This window comes from Streptomyces sp. SID14436, from assembly GCF_010548465.1.
Taxonomy (GTDB): domain Bacteria; phylum Actinomycetota; class Actinomycetes; order Streptomycetales; family Streptomycetaceae; genus Streptomyces.
The window spans coordinates 17,734-33,613 of sequence record NZ_JAAGMD010000625.1; the positions used below are offsets into that span (position 1 = coordinate 17,734).

Annotated in this window: 14 protein-coding genes and 1 pseudogene; 7 read left to right on the plus strand and 8 right to left on the minus strand. The window is 72.9% G+C overall.

Going from position 1 to position 15,880, the window contains the following annotated elements; all coding sequences use genetic code 11:
* Window positions 1-35: 35 nt before the first annotated feature.
* Window positions 36-1,421 (plus strand): cysteine desulfurase/sulfurtransferase TusA family protein, encoded by a 1,386-nt coding sequence (locus G3I53_RS21990; RefSeq protein WP_164338237.1) that lies wholly within the window; start codon window positions 36-38, stop codon window positions 1,419-1,421.
* 64 nt (window positions 1,422-1,485) lie between these two features.
* On the opposite strand, the gene G3I53_RS21995 is transcribed toward G3I53_RS21990, so the two are convergent.
* A complete protein-coding gene (locus G3I53_RS21995) occupies window positions 1,486-2,460 on the minus strand; it encodes a carbohydrate kinase family protein (protein ID WP_164338236.1) in 975 nt (324 codons plus the stop codon).
* 130 nt (window positions 2,461-2,590) lie between these two features.
* Between G3I53_RS21995 and G3I53_RS22000 the strand changes: the two genes are divergently transcribed.
* Together G3I53_RS22000 and G3I53_RS22005 are read left to right on the plus strand one after the other, a co-directional pair.
* On the plus strand, window positions 2,591-2,800 hold the full coding sequence (locus tag G3I53_RS22000; protein WP_164338235.1) for a hypothetical protein: 210 nt from the start codon (window positions 2,591-2,593) through the stop codon (window positions 2,798-2,800).
* A 197-nt stretch (window positions 2,801-2,997) separates the two neighbouring features.
* Complete coding sequence (locus tag G3I53_RS22005) at window positions 2,998-4,956, plus strand: hypothetical protein (protein WP_239064036.1); 1,959 nt, start codon at window positions 2,998-3,000, stop codon at window positions 4,954-4,956.
* Window positions 4,957-5,073: 117 nt separating this feature from the next.
* Here the strand turns inward: G3I53_RS22005 and erpA are convergent, their stop codons facing one another.
* The gene (gene erpA, locus G3I53_RS22010; protein ID WP_164332385.1) at window positions 5,074-5,430 is read right to left on the minus strand and encodes an iron-sulfur cluster insertion protein ErpA; all 357 of its coding nucleotides are present in this window, start codon (window positions 5,428-5,430) and stop codon (window positions 5,074-5,076) included.
* Window positions 5,431-5,767: 337 nt separating this feature from the next.
* Here erpA and nadA point away from each other — a divergent pair, with 337 nt between their 5' ends.
* The gene (nadA, locus tag G3I53_RS22015) at window positions 5,768-6,952 is read left to right on the plus strand and encodes a quinolinate synthase NadA (RefSeq protein ID WP_164332384.1); all 1,185 of its coding nucleotides are present in this window, start codon (window positions 5,768-5,770) and stop codon (window positions 6,950-6,952) included.
* A 102-nt stretch (window positions 6,953-7,054) separates the two neighbouring features.
* Here the strand turns inward: nadA and G3I53_RS22020 are convergent, their stop codons facing one another.
* From G3I53_RS22020 to G3I53_RS22040, 5 genes are all read right to left on the minus strand, one after another.
* Window positions 7,055-10,180 (minus strand): efflux RND transporter permease subunit, encoded by a 3,126-nt coding sequence (locus G3I53_RS22020; RefSeq protein WP_164332383.1) that lies wholly within the window; start codon window positions 10,178-10,180, stop codon window positions 7,055-7,057.
* A 155-nt stretch (window positions 10,181-10,335) separates the two neighbouring features.
* Window positions 10,336-11,022, minus strand: coding sequence for a response regulator transcription factor (locus G3I53_RS22025; protein ID WP_164332382.1), 687 nt, complete (start codon window positions 11,020-11,022; stop codon window positions 10,336-10,338).
* A gap of 22 nt (window positions 11,023-11,044) precedes the next feature.
* Window positions 11,045-12,265 (minus strand): histidine kinase, encoded by a 1,221-nt coding sequence (locus tag G3I53_RS22030; protein WP_164332381.1) that lies wholly within the window; start codon window positions 12,263-12,265, stop codon window positions 11,045-11,047.
* Between the two features lie 201 nt (window positions 12,266-12,466).
* Window positions 12,467-12,748 carry a hypothetical protein gene (locus G3I53_RS22035; RefSeq protein ID WP_164335021.1) on the minus strand — a complete coding sequence of 94 codons (282 nt, stop codon included), beginning with the start codon at window positions 12,746-12,748 and terminating at the stop codon, window positions 12,467-12,469.
* Window positions 12,749-12,812: 64 nt separating this feature from the next.
* A complete protein-coding gene (locus tag G3I53_RS22040) occupies window positions 12,813-13,604 on the minus strand; it encodes a PspA/IM30 family protein (RefSeq protein WP_275404107.1) in 792 nt (263 codons plus the stop codon).
* A gap of 269 nt (window positions 13,605-13,873) precedes the next feature.
* Here G3I53_RS22040 and G3I53_RS22045 point away from each other — a divergent pair, with 269 nt between their 5' ends.
* Both G3I53_RS22045 and G3I53_RS22050 read left to right on the plus strand, forming a co-directional pair.
* A complete protein-coding gene (locus G3I53_RS22045) occupies window positions 13,874-14,512 on the plus strand; it encodes a DUF3043 domain-containing protein (protein ID WP_164335025.1) in 639 nt (212 codons plus the stop codon).
* An 83-nt stretch (window positions 14,513-14,595) separates the two neighbouring features.
* Window positions 14,596-15,333, plus strand: coding sequence for a methyltransferase domain-containing protein (locus tag G3I53_RS22050; protein WP_164438692.1), 738 nt, complete (start codon window positions 14,596-14,598; stop codon window positions 15,331-15,333).
* 67 nt (window positions 15,334-15,400) lie between these two features.
* On the opposite strand, the gene G3I53_RS22055 is transcribed toward G3I53_RS22050, so the two are convergent.
* Complete coding sequence (locus G3I53_RS22055) at window positions 15,401-15,613, minus strand: hypothetical protein (RefSeq protein WP_164438693.1); 213 nt, start codon at window positions 15,611-15,613, stop codon at window positions 15,401-15,403.
* A 114-nt stretch (window positions 15,614-15,727) separates the two neighbouring features.
* On the opposite strand from G3I53_RS22055, the pseudogene G3I53_RS34065 reads away from it, so the two are divergent.
* A pseudogene (locus G3I53_RS34065) lies at window positions 15,728-15,880 on the plus strand (adenosylcobinamide kinase/adenosylcobinamide phosphate guanyltransferase); the annotation flags it as partial.

Genomic DNA, 15,880 nt, shown 5'->3' on the forward strand with positions numbered 1-15,880 from the left:
TGCCGGGACACCGGCACACGCTCTACCGTGGCCGTGTGGGTTACTTCGACGCCGCTTCCGCCGCTCCCCTTCATCCCGTGGCCCGTCAGGCGCTGTTGGCCTCCCTCGACGAGGGCTGGGCCGACCCCGCGCGGCTGTACCGGGAGGGCCGGCGCGCGCGGATGCTGCTGGACGCCGCGCGCGAGGCGGCGGCGGAGGCCGTCGGCTGCCGCCCGGACGAACTGACGTTCACCTCGTCGGGCACCCGGGCGGTGCACGACGGGGTCGCGGGCGCGCTGGCCGGACGGCGCCGCACCGGACGCCACCTGATCGTGTCGGCGGTCGAACACTCTTCGGTGCTCCATGCGGCGGACGTGCACCGGGCCGGCGGCGGCGAGGTCACCGAGGTGGCGGTGGACCGCACCGGCGCCGTCGCCGACTCCGCCTACGCCGCCGCGCTGCGTCCGGACACGGCGCTGGCCTGCCTGCAGTCGGCCAACCACGAGGTGGGGACCGAGCAGCCCGTCGCCGAGGTGGCCGGGCACTGCCGGGCGGCCGGTGTCCCCCTGATGGTGGACGCGGCGCAGTCGCTGGGCCGGCATCCGGTGCCGGACGGCTGGTCGCTGCTGGCGGCGAGCGCCCATAAATGGGGCGGACCGCCCGGGGTGGGTCTGCTCGTGGTGCGCAAGGGGGTGCGGTTCGCCCCTCAGGGCCCGGTGGACGAGCGGGAGTCGGGCCGGGCGGCCGGCTTCGAGAACATCCCGGCGATCGTGGCCGCGGCGGCCTCGCTGCGGGCGGTGCAGGCGGAGGCGGCCCAGGAGGCCGCCCGGCTGCGGGAGCTGACGGACCGGATCCGTACGGCGGTGCCGCGGCTGGTGCCGGACGTGGAGGTGGTGGGCGATCCGGAGCGGCGGCTGCCCGGGATCGTCACCTTCTCGTGTCTCTATGTCGACGGGGAGACGGTGCTGCACGAGCTGGACCGTGCGGGTTTCTCCGTCTCGTCCGGTTCGTCCTGCACGAGCAGCACCCTGACGCCGAGCCACGTCCTGAAGGCGATGGGCGTGCTCAGCGAGGGCAACGTCCGGGTCTCGCTGCCGCCGGGGACCTCCGAGGAGGACGTCGAGCGATTCCTGTCCGTGCTGCCCGGGGTGGTGGCCGGGGTGCGGGAGAAGCTGGGCGCCCCGCCTGCCGGGGCCGTCCGGCCGGACGGCGCGGACGACGCGCTGGTGGTGGACGCCCTCGGGCGGCGCTGCCCGGTCCCGGTCATCGAACTCGCCAAGGTGATCGGCGACGTGCCGGTCGGCGGCACGGTCCGGGTGCTCTCCGACGACGAGGCGGCCCGGCTCGACATCCCCGCCTGGTGCGAGATGCGCGGTCAGGAGTACGTGGGCGAGGAACCGGCGGAACGCGGCTCGGCCCACGTGGTCCGGCGCCTCGTGTAGGCACGCCGCCGGGGCCGGACCGTGTGGTCCGGCCCCGGCGCGGAGTGCGGGGTGCGGGGGGGGGTCAGGACAGGTGCTTCTTCACCTCGGCCGCCGCCTCGTCGCCGTAGGCCTGCGCGAAGCGGTCCATGAAGTGGGCGCGGCGCAGCTGGTACTCCTGGGTGCCGACGGTCTCGATGACCAGGGTGGCGAGCATGCAGCCGACCTGGGCGGCGCGCTCCAAGGAGACGTCCCAGGCCAGGCCGGACAGGAAGCCCGCGCGGAAGGCGTCGCCGACGCCGGTCGGGTCCGCCTTGCGCTCCTCGGCCGGGCAGCCGACCTCCACGGGCTCCTCGCCGGCCCGCTCGATGCGGACGCCGCGCGCGCCGAGGGTGGTGACGCGGTGGCCGACCCGGTCGAGGATCTCGGCGTCGCTCCAGCCGGTCTTGCTCTCGATGAGCCCCTTCTCGTACTCGTTGGAGAAGAGGTAGGTCGCCCCGTCCAGCAGTATCCGGATCTCCTCACCGCTCATCCGGGCGATCTGCTGGGAGAAGTCGGCGGCGAACGGGATCTGACGGGCCCGGCACTCCTCGGTGTGGCGGAGCATGCCCTCGGGGTCGTCCGCGCCGATGAGGACCAGGTCGAGGCCGCCCACCCGGTCGGCGACGGTCTTCAGCTCGATGAGACGGGCCTCGCTCATCGCGCCCGTGTAGAAGGAGCCGATCTGGTTGTGGTCGGCGTCCGTGGTGCACACGAAGCGGGCCGTGTGCAGGGTCTCGGAGATCCGGACGGACTCGGTGTCGACGCCGTGCCGGTCCAGCCAGGCCCGGTACTCGTCGAAGTCGGCGCCCGCCGCGCCGACGAGGATCGGTTCGGTGCCGAGCTGGCCCATGCCGAAGGCGATGTTCGCTCCCACACCGCCCCGGCGCACGTCGAGGTTGTCGACCAGGAAGGACAGCGAGACCGTGTGCAGCTGGTCCGCGACGAGCTGGTCGGCGAAGCGGCCGGGGAAGGTCATGAGGTGGTCGGTGGCGATGGAGCCGGTGACTGCGATGCGCACGGCGTGGATTCTCCTGGGGGGAGGGGGTTTGACACTTCACGCTACCGGGTGGGGACCGCCCGTAGAAGCAGCCAAAACTACCCGATAGTAGATCTTTCTTCGTGACCTTCGGCGTGCCTACGGTGCGAACATGACGAACCTCAAGGTCCGCACGACCGCGCAGGCCGACTTCGAGGGCGACCTGGCGTCGCTGCGCGGCGACTGCGCCCGGATGGCTCCGCACTGGGCGGTGCCGGACCGGGGCGCTCCCCGTCCGGTGTCCCCGTCCCTGATCCACGGTGTGTCGGTGCCGACGTCGTCGGCCCGGCTGCTGGACGCGATGTCGGAGTACGGCGACTGAGCGGGTCCCGGCCGGGGCGGTACCCGGCCTGAACCGTCCCCGGGGCCCGCAGGGCGGGTCCCGGGGGAACCGTGCGCTCCCCCGCTGCGTCCCATCGCTGTCCCCCGTGAAGGGGATGCGGGATACGACCCTCAAGCAGTCCGGACACGACCGGGCAGGGTCTTCCGGGACAGCTGTGCAGCCGAAGGAGCGATGCGGTGAACACCGAGCGACCCGACAACGACGACGCCGGGGCCGAGGCACGGGCCGCCGGCCACGCGCGCGACACCGGGGGCGCTCCGGCGGGCGACGAGGAGAAGGCCGCCGCTCGGGACCAGGAGCACGGGGAGCGCGAGGAGCGGGAGCGGGACGAGCAGGGCAGGCAGGACGAGCAGGGCGAGCGCGCGGGCCGGGAGGGCTCCGGGACGGCCGACGGCTCGGCCGGCCCGCGGGACGATGCGGGCGAGGCACGGGACGACGACGGTCCGGCCGCCGAGGATCCCGCGCGTGAGGACGGGGCCGCCGGAGAACCCGCTGGTGAGGCGCCGGCCGCGGCCGAGGTCGGCGAGGACCGTACCGGCGGGCCCGCCGGGGCCCCGGCCGCCGACGACTCCTCCGCCGCGCAGGACGGCGCCGACGACTCCGGCACCCCCGACGGCTCCCACCACCCCGGTCACCCCGATCACTCCGACGGCTCCGACGGCTCCGACCGTGCGAGGAGCCGGTCCGGGGCGCGGTCGCGGACGCCCGTACTGATCGCCTCCGTGGCCGCCGCCGTGCTGCTGGTCGGGGGCGGCGGGGCGTATCTCGCCACCAGCCTCGCGGGCGGCTCCGGATCCGGTACGACTCCGGGTGCCAACGGCGACCCCACTCCCCCGCCGCTCGCCCTGGACGGCTACGCCGAGGGCGGCGTGCCCGGTATCGCGCCGGGCGAGCCCAACCCCTACGGGGCCACCTACCGGGCCGACGGCCCGCTCCCCGAGGGTCCCGGTTCGGCGCCGGTCTACCGCACGCGCGGGCAGGTCACCCAGGACCAGGTCGTCACGCTGGCGAAGGCACTCGGGGTCGAGGGCACGCCCGTGCCGGAGGACGGGAACTGGCGGATCGGCGGCAAGGACGGCTCCGGGCCCGTGCTGCGGGTGGAGCGGCAGGCGCCCGGCGCCTGGACGTACAGCAGGAACGCCCTGGGCACCGACAACTGCAAGGGCGACTCCTGCACGGTGCCGCCGGTCAACGTGCCGCCGGTGTCCGAGGAGGCCGCGGAGAAGGCCGCCGCGCCGCTGCTGAAGGCCCTCGGCCAGGACGAGGCGAAGCTGGACGCGAGCCGGACCGTGGGCATCAACCGCACGGTGAACGCCAGCCCCGAGATCGGCGGGCTGCCGACCCACGGCTGGGACACCGTGGTCACCGTCGGCGCCGACGGTGCCGTGGGCGGTGCCCAGGGCCGGCTGCTGAAGCCGGTGAAGTCCGACACCTACCCCGTGGTGGGCGCCGAGGAGGCGCTGAAGTTGATGAACACCGCGCCGGGTGCCGACGGGCGCGGCGGCATCGGCGGCTGCGCCACCCCCGTGCCGCTGGAGGGCGGGGAGACCCCGGAACCGGCCTGCGAGGAGCCCGCGATGCCGCCCGAGGACGGCGGCGGGCGGACGCTGACCGTCGACGAGGCGGTGTTCGGGCTGGCCCCGCACTCCGTGGACGGCCGGCCGGCGCTGGTGCCGTCCTGGCTGTTCGAGGTGCGCACGCCGGGCGTGCGGGAGACGTCCACGGTGACGTACCCGGCGGTCGACCCGGCGTACCTGACCTCCGCCTCGCGTTCCGGTGAGGCCAGCCCCGCGCCGTCGCGGCCGGGTGACGAGCCGACGTCGGCGCCCGCCGAGCGCAGCGTCCACGTCGAGGGCTACACCGCGGAGGGCGAGGAGCTGACCGTGACGTTCACCGGCGGCGTGTGCGCCGACTACCGGACGACGGCGCGGGAGAGCGGCGGCAAGGTGACGGTCACCGTCACCGAGAAGCCGTGGCCGGGCAAGGTCTGCATCCTGATCGCCCGGCAGTACCAGCAGACGGTGCGCCTCGACGCGCCGCTCGGCGACCGCCGGGTCGTGGACGAGGACGGCGAGTCGGTGCCGCTGCGGAAGGACGGCGCGCGGCTTCCGGCGCCGCCCGAGGAGACCGGCTGACGCCGGGACGGACGGCCGGGAACGGACGAAGGCGGCGGCCCCCCGTGGAGGGGGCCGCCGCCTTCGTCGTACACCGTCCCGGGAGGTCCCGGCCCGGCCGCCCGGCTTCCGGGCGGGTCAGCTGAAGGAGTCGCCGCAGGCGCAGGAGCCGGTGGCGTTCGGGTTGTCGATGGTGAAGCCCTGCTTCTCGATGGTGTCGACGAAGTCGATGGTGGCGCCGCCCAGGTACGGGGCGCTCATGCGGTCGGTGACGACCTTCACGCCGTCGAAGTCCTTGACCACGTCGCCGTCGAGGGAACGCTCGTCGAAGAAGAGCTGGTACCGCAGGCCGGAGCAGCCGCCGGGCTGGACGGCGACGCGCAGCGCGAGGTCGTCACGGCCTTCCTGGTCGAGCAGGGCCTTGACCTTGCCCGCGGCGGCGTCGGTCAGAACGATGCCGTCGGTGACGGTGGTGGTCTCGTCCGATACGGACATCTACATCTTCTCCCGGGTTGTACGGAGACTGCTTGCCGACGGTTGCAACCGGCGGGGCCGCGGATTCATTCCGGGCCGGGAGCTCGTTTTCCCGCTCCGTCTTCATGCTCGCACACGCCCCCGCGTGGGGAGAACGACGCTTGTCACCCGGTTCGGGAATCTTCACGGGGCCGCCGGGATTCACGTCACATGGACGCTATGGCCGTCGTCAAAGTGACGTGAAGCGGTTATGATAGATAGCGTCAATTCGACGAAAAGTCGAAACGGTGTCCCGCATGTCCCGCCGGATCCGGTCCAGACGGACCCGGCGAGCCGCAGAACAGAAAGGGTGCGTGTCGTGACCACCGCCCAGACCCAGGAGCTCGACGTACAGCCGACGCCCCTCGCCCTGCTGCTCCTCGGCCGTGAGGCCGACCCCAAGAGCGAGCGCGGTGTGGAGTGTCCCGGCGACCTGCCCTCCCCGTCCGACCCGGACCTGGTGGAACGCGCCCGCGCGGCCAAGGAGAAGCTGGGCGACAAGGTCTTCGTCCTCGGCCACCACTACCAGCGTGACGAGGTCATCCAGTTCGCCGACGTCACGGGCGACTCCTTCAAGCTGGCCCGGGACGCCGCCGCCCGCCCTCAGGCCGAGTACATCGTGTTCTGCGGTGTGCACTTCATGGCCGAGTCCGCGGACATCCTGACCGGCGACGACCAGAAGGTGGTCCTCCCGGACCTGGCGGCCGGCTGCTCCATGGCCGACATGGCCACCGCCGAGCAGGTCGCCGAGTGCTGGGACGTGCTCACCGAGGCCGGGATAGCCGAGCAGGTCGTGCCGGTGTCGTACATGAACTCGTCCGCCGACATCAAGGCGTTCACGGGCAAGCACGGCGGCACGATCTGCACCTCCTCCAACGCCCGCCGCGCCCTCGACTGGGCCTTCGAGCAGGGCGAGAAGGTGCTGTTCCTGCCCGACCAGCACCTCGGCCGCAACACGGCGGTGCGGGACATGGGCATGTCCCTGGAGGACTGCGTCGTCTACAACCCGCACAAGCCGAACGGCGGACTGACCGCCGGTGAACTGCGCGCCGCGAAGATGATCCTGTGGCGCGGGCACTGCTCGGTGCACGGCCGGTTCAGCCTGGACTCGGTGAACGACGTGCGCGAGCGCATCCCGGACGTCAACGTGCTGGTCCACCCCGAGTGCCGGCACGAGGTCGTGGCCGCGGCCGACTACGTCGGGTCGACCGAGTACATCATCAAGACGCTGGAGGCGGCCCCGGCCGGCTCCAAGTGGGCCATCGGCACCGAACTGAACCTCGTACGCCGGCTGGCGAACCGGTTCGCCCCCGAGGGCAAGGAAGTGGTCTTCCTGGACCGCACGGTGTGCTTCTGCTCCACCATGAACCGCATCGACCTGCCCCACCTGGTGTGGGCCCTGGAGTCCCTCGCCGAGGGCAACCTGGTCAACCGCATCGAGGTGGACAAGGAGACCGAGTCGTTCGCCAAGCTGGCGCTGGAGCGCATGCTGGCGCTGCCGTAGCCGACGACCGGGCCACGCGCCCGGCCGCCCATGACGAAGGCCCACCCGGAACCTCGATGCCGGGTGGGCCTTCTCTCGTCCGGACGCCTGCGGACGGGCCGGTCAGACCTGCGCCGGTTCCGTCTCGTCCGAGGACGGGGCGGCCTGCCCCGGGACCGCCGTGCCCTTCTTCAGCGCCCGCTTCTTCGCGCGCCGCTCCTTGCGGAGCTCCAGCATCGCGTAGAGCGTCGGCACCAGCAGGAGGGTGAGCAGCGTCGACGTGATCAGACCGCCGATCACCACCACGGCCAGCGGCTGGGCGATGAAGCCGCCCTCGCCGGTGACGCCCAGCGCCATCGGCAGCAGCGCGAAGATCGTCGCCAGGGCCGTCATCAGGATGGGCCGCAGCCGGTGGCGACCGCCCTCCAGGACCGCCTCGACGATGCCGTAGCCCCGTGCGCGGTACTGGTTGACGAGGTCGATCAGCACGATCGCGTTGGTCACCACGATGCCGATCAGCATCAGCATGCCGATCATCGCCGGGACCCCCATCGGGGTGCCGGTGACGAGCAGCAGGCCCAGCGCACCGGTCGCCGCGAACGGGATGGACACCAGCAGGATCAGCGGCTGGGCGAGCGACCGGAAGGTGCCCACCAGCAGCATGAAGACGATCGCGATGGCCGCGAGCATCGCCAGGCCCAGGTTGAGGAACGCCTCCTCCTGGTCCTGGGTGACCCCGCCGATCTCGGCCGTGGCACCCGCCGGGAGCGTCAGCGAGCTGATCTTCGCCTGGAGGTCCGCGCCGACCGCGCCGGTGTTGTCACCGGTCGGCTTGGCGCTGACGGTGGCCGCGCGCTGACCATCGATCCGGGTCATGGAGACCGGGCCGTCCACCAGCTCGACGGTGGCGACGTCACCCAGCTTCACCGGGCCCAGCGGCAGCTTCTTCAGCTCCGCCAGGGTGGTGGCCGGCTGCGCCGAGCGGATCACGACGTCGCGCTCGGTGTCGTCCAGGATCACCTTGGCGGCGGGCGTGCCGCGCACCGCCTGGGCGACGGCACCGCCGAGGCTCTGGTCGTCGAACCCGGCCGCCGCGGCCTTCTCGTTGGCCCGCACCGAGATGCGGGGCACGCTCTGCGACAGGTCGCTGCTGACGTCGGTGACGTCGTCCAGCGAGGCCACGGCCTCCTGGACCTGGTCGGCCGCCTTGCGCAGCACCTGCGCGTCGGCCGCCTTGACGACGACGCTGAGGTCCTGGGCGCCGAAGCCGTCCCCGGCCGACACGGTGGTGGTCCCGATGCCGTCGAGCCCGGCGAGACCCTTCTCCAGGGCGCTCTCCACGGCGTCGGAGGACGCGGAGTCCTCCAGCATCACCTGGTACGTCGCCTGGTTGGTGTCGGTGCCGCCGCCGAAGGCCGCCATGAAGCCGGACGAGCCGACCGTCACCTGGAAGTCCTTGACGCCGTCGGTGTCCCCGAGCAGCTTCTCGACCTTCTCCGCCTGCGCGTCGGTCGCCGCGAGGCTGGTGCCGGGGTCCAGTTCCTGCCGGACGGTGAGGACCCGCTGGTCGCCCTGGTCGAAGAAGTTGGTCTTGAGCAGCGGGGCCATGGCGAGCGTGCCGATCAGCACGACGACCGCGATGGCCAGGCTGGACAGGCGGCGCCGGGTGGCGAAGCGCAGGACGGCCAGGTAGCCGCACTGGAGCCTGCTCCGCGCCTCCTTCTCCTCGGCCAGCCGGCGGGCCTCCGCCGCGTCGTCGGGGGTGCCCTTCGGCGCCCGCAGGAACCAGTACGACAGCACCGGCACCACCGTCAGCGACACCAGCAGGGACGCCAGCAGCGCGGCCGTCACGGTGAGGCTGAAGGAGCCGAACAGCTCGCCCACCATGCCGCCGACCAGGCCGATCGGCAGGAACACGGCGACCGTGGTGAGCGTCGCGGACGTGACCGCCCCGGCCACCTCGCGCACCGCCTTCATGATCGCCGTGTGGCGCTCCTCGCCGTAGCCGAGGTGCCGCTTGATGTTCTCCAGGACGACGATGGAGTCGTCCACGACACGGCCGATGGCGATGGTCAGCGCGCCCAGCGTCAGCATGTTCAGCGACAGGTCGCGGGTCCACAGCACGATCAGGGCGAGGACCACCGACAGCGGGATGGAGACCGCGGTGACCAGGGTCGAGCGGACGGAGGCCAGGAAGACCAGGATCACCAGGATCGCGAAGAGCAGACCGAGGGCGCCCTCGGTGGTCAGGCCCTCGATGGCCTGGGAGACGGCCGGGCCCTGGTCGGCGACGACGGTGAGGGTGGCCCCGGAGCCCAGGTCCTCGCGCAGTTCGGGCAGCTTGTCCTGGACGGCCTCGGAGATGGCGACGGCGCTGCCGTCGTGGTCCATGGTGGCCATCACGGCGAGGCTGGGCCTGCCGTTGGTGCGGGTCAGGGAGGACGCGCGGGCCTCCTCCTGCGTCACCTCGGCGACGTCGGCGAGCCGTACCGGCTTGCCCTTGCCGGGTTCGGCGGTGACCCGCAGGTCCTCGATCTGGCGCAGCGAGGTGAAGCCGCCGCCGACCTGCACGGTGCGGTTGGCGCCGTCCTCGTCGAAGGAGCCCGCCGGCACGGTGGCCCCGCCGGCCTGGAGGGCCTGGGCCAGCGCCTGCGGGGTGAGACCCGCCTCGGCGAGCTTCGCCGGGTCGGGGGTGACGGTGACCTGGAGGTCGCGGACGCCGTCGACCATGACCTGGCCGACGCCGTCGATGTCCTTCAGGGCGGGCACCACGGTGCGGTCGAGCTGGTCCGCGAGGGCCTGCTGGTCCTTGTCGGAGGTGACGGCGAGGACGACGGTCGGGATGTCGTCCGTGGAACCGGCGACGACCTGCGGGTCGACCGTGTCCGGCAGCACGGCCCGGGCCCGGTTGACGGCCTGCTGGACGTCGGCGACCAGCTGCTTGGTGTCGTTGCCGTAGTCGAAGGACGCCATGATGACGGCGTTGCCCTCGGAGGCGGTGGAGGTGACGCCGGAGATGCCGTCGACGGCCTCGATGCTGTCCTCGAGGGGTTCGACGACCTGCTTCTCGACGACCTCCGGGGACGCGCCCTGGTAGGGCGCCAGGACCGACACCATGGGCAGTTCGATGGTGGGCAGCAGCTGCTGCTTGAGCTGGGGTATCGCGATCGCACCGAAGACGAGCGCGATGATCGACATCAGTCCGATCAGCGCCCGTTGCGCGAGGCTGAATCTGGACAGCCAGGACATGGGTTACGGGTCTCTCTTCTGTGAGCGGCAGAAGTGCAGGGAGGGCGCGACGGCGCCCCGCCGTACACACTGGGCCATCGAACGGGACGATCCGTCGCCCCCTGGTCCATTTCCTTCTACAGCCCCTACTCCCGCCGCAGTACACCGGGGGCGGGTCAGTCCATCCTCGGACGTACCAGCCCGGACTCGTAGGCGATGACCACGAGTTGGGCCCGGTCGCGGGCGCCCAGCTTGCTCATGGCGCGGTTGACGTGCGTCTTCACGGTGAGCGGGCTCACCTCCAGGCGTTCGGCGATCTCGTCGTTGGAGTGGCCGCCGGCCACCTGGACCAGCACCTCCCGCTCACGCACGGTGAGCGAGTCGAGCCGGGCGGCGCGGGCCGGGTCGAGGTCGGCGCCGTCGGCCGGGTCGCGCTGGGCGAGGAAGCGGGCGATGAGGCCCTTGGTGGCGGCCGGGGACAGCAGGGCCTCGCCCTCGGCGGCGATGCGGATGGCGTTGAGCAGTTCCCCGGGCTCGGAGCCCTTGCCGAGGAAGCCGGAGGCACCGGCGCGCAGCGACTGCACGACGTAGTCGTCGACCTCGAAGGTGGTCAGTATGACCACGCGGACCGCGGCCAGTTCGGGGTCCGAGCTGATCAGGCGGGTGGCGGCGAGTCCGTCGGTGCCGGGCATGCGGATGTCCATGAGGACGACGTCGGCGCGCCGTTCGCGGGCCAGCTCGACCGCCTCCGCGCCGTCGGACGCCTCCCCGACCACCTCCATGTCCGGCTCGGAGTCGACGAGGACGCGGAAGGCGCTGCGCAGCAGGGCCTGGTCGTCGGCGAGCAGGACGCGGATGGTCATACGGTCTCCCCCGGTGCACGGGTCACGGGCCGTCGGCGGCCGCGGTGGTACGGGTCTGGACGGGCAGGATCGCATGGACGCGGAAGCCGCCGCCGTAGCGGGGACCGGTGGTGAGGGTGCCGCGCAGGGCGGTGACCCGTTCCCGCATGCCGAGCAGGCCGTGCCCGCCGCCGGGAGCCGGCGCGGGGCTCTCGTCGGTGCCGTCGTCGAGCACGGTGATCTCGATGTTCGGCCCGACGCGGACGACGCTGATCTCCGCCCAGGCCCCGGTCCCGGCGTGTTTCTGCACGTTGGTGAGGGCCTCCTGGACGATCCGGTAGGCGGCCGTGTCGACGGTGGCGGGCAGGGCGGTGTCCCGGATGTCGCGGGCCACCTCCACGTGCAGCCCGGCGCTGCGGAAGGTGCCCGCGAGTTCGTCCAGGCGGTCCAGGCCGGGCGCGGGCTCGGTCGGTGCCTCGGGGTCCCCGGACTGGCGGAGCAGGCCGACGGTGGCGCGCAGCTCGTCCAGGGCGGAGCGGCTGGCCTCGCGGACGTGGGCGAGGGCCTCCTTGGCCTGGTCGGGCCGCTTGTCCATGACGTGGGAGGCGACCCCGGCCTGGACGTTGACCAGGGCGATGTGGTGGGCGACGACGTCGTGCAGGTCGCGGGCGATGCGCAGGCGTTCCTCGGCGACCCGGCGGCGGGCCTCCTCCTCGCGGGTGCGTTCGGCACGCTCGGCGCGTTCCCGGATGGCCTGGACGACGGCGCGGCGGCTGCGGACGGCGTCACCGGCGCTGGCGCCGATGCCGGTCCAGGCGAAGATCGCGAGGTTCTCCTGCGCGTACCAGGGCAGCGGGCCGGCGGCCATGGCGGTGCCGGTCAGGACGGTCATGGTGAGCAGGCCGAGGCGCCAGGTGGTGGGCCGGTCGGTGGTGGAGGCGACGGTGTAGAGCGCGATGACGGCGCACATGGCGACGGGGGCGCGGGGGTCGCCGGTGAGGGAGTCGAGGACGGAGAGGGCCCCGGTGACGGCGAGGACGGTCCGCGGGGCGCGGCGGCGGAAGGGCAGCGCGGCGGCGCCGAGGGTCATCAGGACCAGCCCGAGCGGGCCGGGGGTGCGCAGACTCCAGGTGACGCCGTCCGGGCTGTGCGGGTCGACGAAGGAGCCGGCCACCATGCAGATCAGGACGAGCGCGGCCAGGGCGGTGTCGAGGGCGAAGGGGTGGGCGCGCAGCCGGCGCCGGGCGCGCGTCAGGGTGCTCACGGCCGTCCACGGTAGCCGGGCCGGACGCGCCCGGGGACCGCGTTCCGTCGGCATCCGGTGCGCATCACGGTCTCCTCGGCGGTCGCGCGCCGCTGCCCGGCGGCACCGGGCGGCGGGGTGTGTCCGCCGGCGGGAGCGGCCGGGCAGGGCAGGACGCGTCCCGCGCCCCGGCGGCCGGGGCGCGGGACGGTCACGATGTCGTCAGACGCCGGGGATGAGGCCGTCGTCGCTGAGCAGTTCCCTGACCTCGTCGATGGTCGCGTCCGGGGACGGCAGGATGAGGTCGGACGGTTCCAGGGAGTCGTCCGGCAGGGGCTCACCGAGCTCGTGGACCTTGGCGAGCAGGGCCTGGAGGGTGGCGCGGAAGCCCGGCCCGTCGCCGTTGTCCATCTCGGCGAGCAGTTCCTCGTCCAGTTTGTTCAGCTCGGCCAGGTGGCTCTCGGCGAGAGCCACCTGCCCTTCCCCCATGATCCGTACGATCACGTCGCCCTCCTAAGGCGTGGATCCCGGCGGCCGGCGGTGCGGTGGCTGCGGCGTGCGGTGCGAGCTACTGCTTGTCGAAGCGGGGGGTGTCCTGCGGCTGCTGCTGGGTGCGCGGGTCGGCCTGGCCGGTGCCGCCCTCGATGGCCTGCTGCCCGGCGCTCGGGCCGCCCGCCAGCTCGGCCTTCATCCGCTGCAGCTCCAGCTCCACGTCCGTACCACCGGAGAGGCGGTCCAGCTCGGCCTGGAGGTCGTCCTTGTGGGTGCCGGACGGGTCGTCGAGGGCACCGGAGGCGAGCAGTTCGTCGATGGCGCCGGCCCGCGCCTGGAGCTGGGCCGTCTTGTCCTCGGCCCGCTGGATGGCCAGCCCGACGTCGCCCATCTCCTCGGAGATGCCGGAGAAGGCCTCACCGATGCGGGTCTGCGCCTGGGCGGCGGTGTACGTCGCCTTGATGGTCTCCTTCTTCGTCCGGAAGGCGTCCACCTTGGCCTGGAGCCGCTGGGCCGCGAGGGTGAGCTTCTCCTCCTCGCCCTGGAGCGTCGCGTGCTGCGTCTCCAGGTCCGTGACCTGCTGCTGGAGGGCGGCGCGGCGGGACAGCGCCTCCCGGGCCAGGTCCTCGCGGCCCAGGGCGAGCGCCTTGCGGCCCTGGTCCTCCAGCTTGGAGGACTGCGACTGGAGCTGGTTCAGCTGGAGCTCCAGGCGCTTGCGGCTGGTCGCCACGTCGGCGACACCCCGGCGCACCTTCTGGAGCAGCTCGAGCTGTTTCTGGTACGAGTAATCGAGGGTTTCGCGAGGGTCCTCGGCCCGGTCAAGGGCCTTGTTCGCCTTCGCGCGGAAGATCATCCCCATACGCTTCATGACACCGCTCATGGGCTTCGCGCGCCCCCTTCTGACGGACTCCAGCTCACAGGTCTGCGACAGAACCCACAGTACGGGCCCTGCATCCATTACCGCACTGTTCGGGGACGGATGCGCTCATCCCCAAGGACGACTGATCCTCCTCCCCGTCCGGCGCAGGGAGTAGGTGATCCCCGGGTGCCGGCACGGTGACACACCCGGAGGCCGGGCACAACGTCCCCTCTGTCCCCTTACAGACGTCCGGTGTTGCCGGATCGTTCCCCACCGGACTGTGGTCCAACCCCGAGTACCCCGTACCCTTGGGTTTTGTGTTCCGTAGCCGTGCCAAGGAAGAGAAGGCCCCGGCCGCCGACAAGGCGACGGTGACCGACTCCAAGCAGCCCCGTCACCCGGAGGCCCCCAAGGGGCGTCCCACGCCCAAGCGCAGCGTGGCCCAGTCCCAGCGCCGCAGCGTGGCCAACACCTCGATGTCGCGCAAGGACGCCGCCAAGCGGCAGCGCGAGGAGCGCCGAGCCGCGTTGGAGCGTCAGCGCCAGGCGCTGGCCACCGGCGACGAGCGTTACCTGCCCGCCCGTGACAAGGGTCCGGTGCGGCGGTTCGCCCGTGACTTCGTCGACTCGCGGTTCAACATCGCCGAGTACTTCCTGCCGATGGCCGTGATCATCCTGGTGCTGAGCGTGGTCCGGCAGCCGCAGATCCAGAACGCGGCCCTGCTGCTCTGGCTGGTCGTCATCGTGATGATCGTGCTCGACTCGTTCGTCACCGGCTTCCGGCTGAAGAAGCGGCTGGCGGAGCGCTTCCCCGACGACAACCGCCGCGGTGCCGTCGCCTACGCGCTGATGCGCTCGCTGCAGATGCGGCGGCTGCGGCTGCCCAAGCCCCAGGTGAAGCGCGGGGAACGACCCTGAGCACGACGCCGTTCGCGGACGGCGCGGCGGACGTCCGGCCGGCCCGGTCCGGCGAGCTGCGTGACGTCGTCCGGCGGGAGCTGGTGGCCCGCCAGCTGGAGGAGCAGATAGTCGGGCGGTTCCCGGTCGGCAAGCGCCTGCGGGTGCTCGACGTCGGCATGGGCCGGGGCACCCAGGCGCTCCGGCTCGCCCGGGCCGGCCACCAGGTGACCGGGCTCGAACACGAGCCCGGCCGCATCGCGGCGGCCCGGGACGCCCTGGCCGGGGAGCCGGAGGGCATCCGGGAGCGGATGCGGATCATCGAGAGCGACGGCCGGGACACCGGCGTGCACTTCCGGCCGGGCAGCTTCGACGTGGTGCTCTGCCACGGCGTGCTGATGCACGTGGCGGAGCCCGACCCGCTGATCGCGGGGCTGGCGCGGATGCTCGCCCCCGGCGGCCTGCTGTCCCTGCTGGTGCGCAACGGCGACGCGCTCGCGATGCTGCCCGGCCTGTCCGGCGACTGGCCGGGCGCGCTGGCCGCGTTCCGGACGACGGCCCGGCTGCCGCACTCGCGCACCGAGGCGGACGAGGAGGCCCCGCCGCGGCCCGGGGCGGAGGGCCGGGCGGACCGGCTGCAGAAGCTGACGGCGACCCTGGCGGGCATCGGGGCACCGCTGCACACCTGGTACGGCGTGCGGGTGTTCACGGACACCGCGGCCTGCGGCACGGCCGTGCCGGACGACCTGGAGACGCTGCTGGCGGTGGAGGAGAAGGCGGGCCGCACCGACCCCTACCGGGGCGTGGCGGCGCTGCTGCACCTGTGCGGCGTGCGCGGCTGAGACCGCGGCGGACCGGCCCCGCACGGGCCGTGCCGGGCGAGGGCCGGACGGCCCCCGCCCGCGGGGCTCACGCGTCCTGGGCGTGCAGGCTCATCGGCCCGTAGATCTCGGTGGTTTCCTCGAACAGCCGCACCTGGTCGGCGCCGCCCTCCAGCAGGCCCTTCCAGTTCTCCCCGATCCAGGACTCGGCGTCGCCCTGGGTGGTGAAGTCCTCCGGCGGCACCGCGGGCTCGACCTGTGTCCCGTCGGCCTTCTCGAACCGCCACGTCCATGCCGCCATGTACGCCTCCCATGGGTGTGAGCACCTGCACAGCAGAAGCCGGATCTCGGTCCGGCTCCTGCCCAAAGCCTAGTCGGGCGGGCAGTGCCTGGGGGGAGGGGTGAAAATCGGGGCGTGGAACTGACTCTGCTCGGCACCGGTGCCCCCGCGGGCCTGCCCCGCCCCGACTGCCCCTGCGCCGCCTGCGCCCGCGCCCTCGGGCCGGACGCGCGGGCGGCCACCTCGCTGCTCGTCGACGGCGCGCTGCTGCTCGATCTGACGCCCGGC

Excerpts from the sequence above, each read along its gene's own strand:
- G3I53_RS22000 (WP_164338235.1), top strand. The coding sequence starts at position 2,591 with ATGACGAACCTCAAGGTCCGCACGACCGCGCAGGCCGACTTCGAGGGC.
- erpA (WP_164332385.1), bottom strand. The coding sequence starts at position 5,430 with ATGTCCGTATCGGACGAGACCACCACCGTCACCGACGGCATCGTTCTG.
- G3I53_RS22020 (WP_164332383.1), bottom strand. The coding sequence starts at position 10,180 with ATGTCCTGGCTGTCCAGATTCAGCCTCGCGCAACGGGCGCTGATCGGA.
- G3I53_RS22025 (WP_164332382.1), bottom strand. The coding sequence starts at position 11,022 with ATGACCATCCGCGTCCTGCTCGCCGACGACCAGGCCCTGCTGCGCAGC.
- G3I53_RS22040 (WP_275404107.1), bottom strand. The coding sequence starts at position 13,604 with ATGAAGCGTATGGGGATGATCTTCCGCGCGAAGGCGAACAAGGCCCTT.
- G3I53_RS22055 (WP_164438693.1), bottom strand. The coding sequence starts at position 15,613 with ATGGCGGCATGGACGTGGCGGTTCGAGAAGGCCGACGGGACACAGGTC.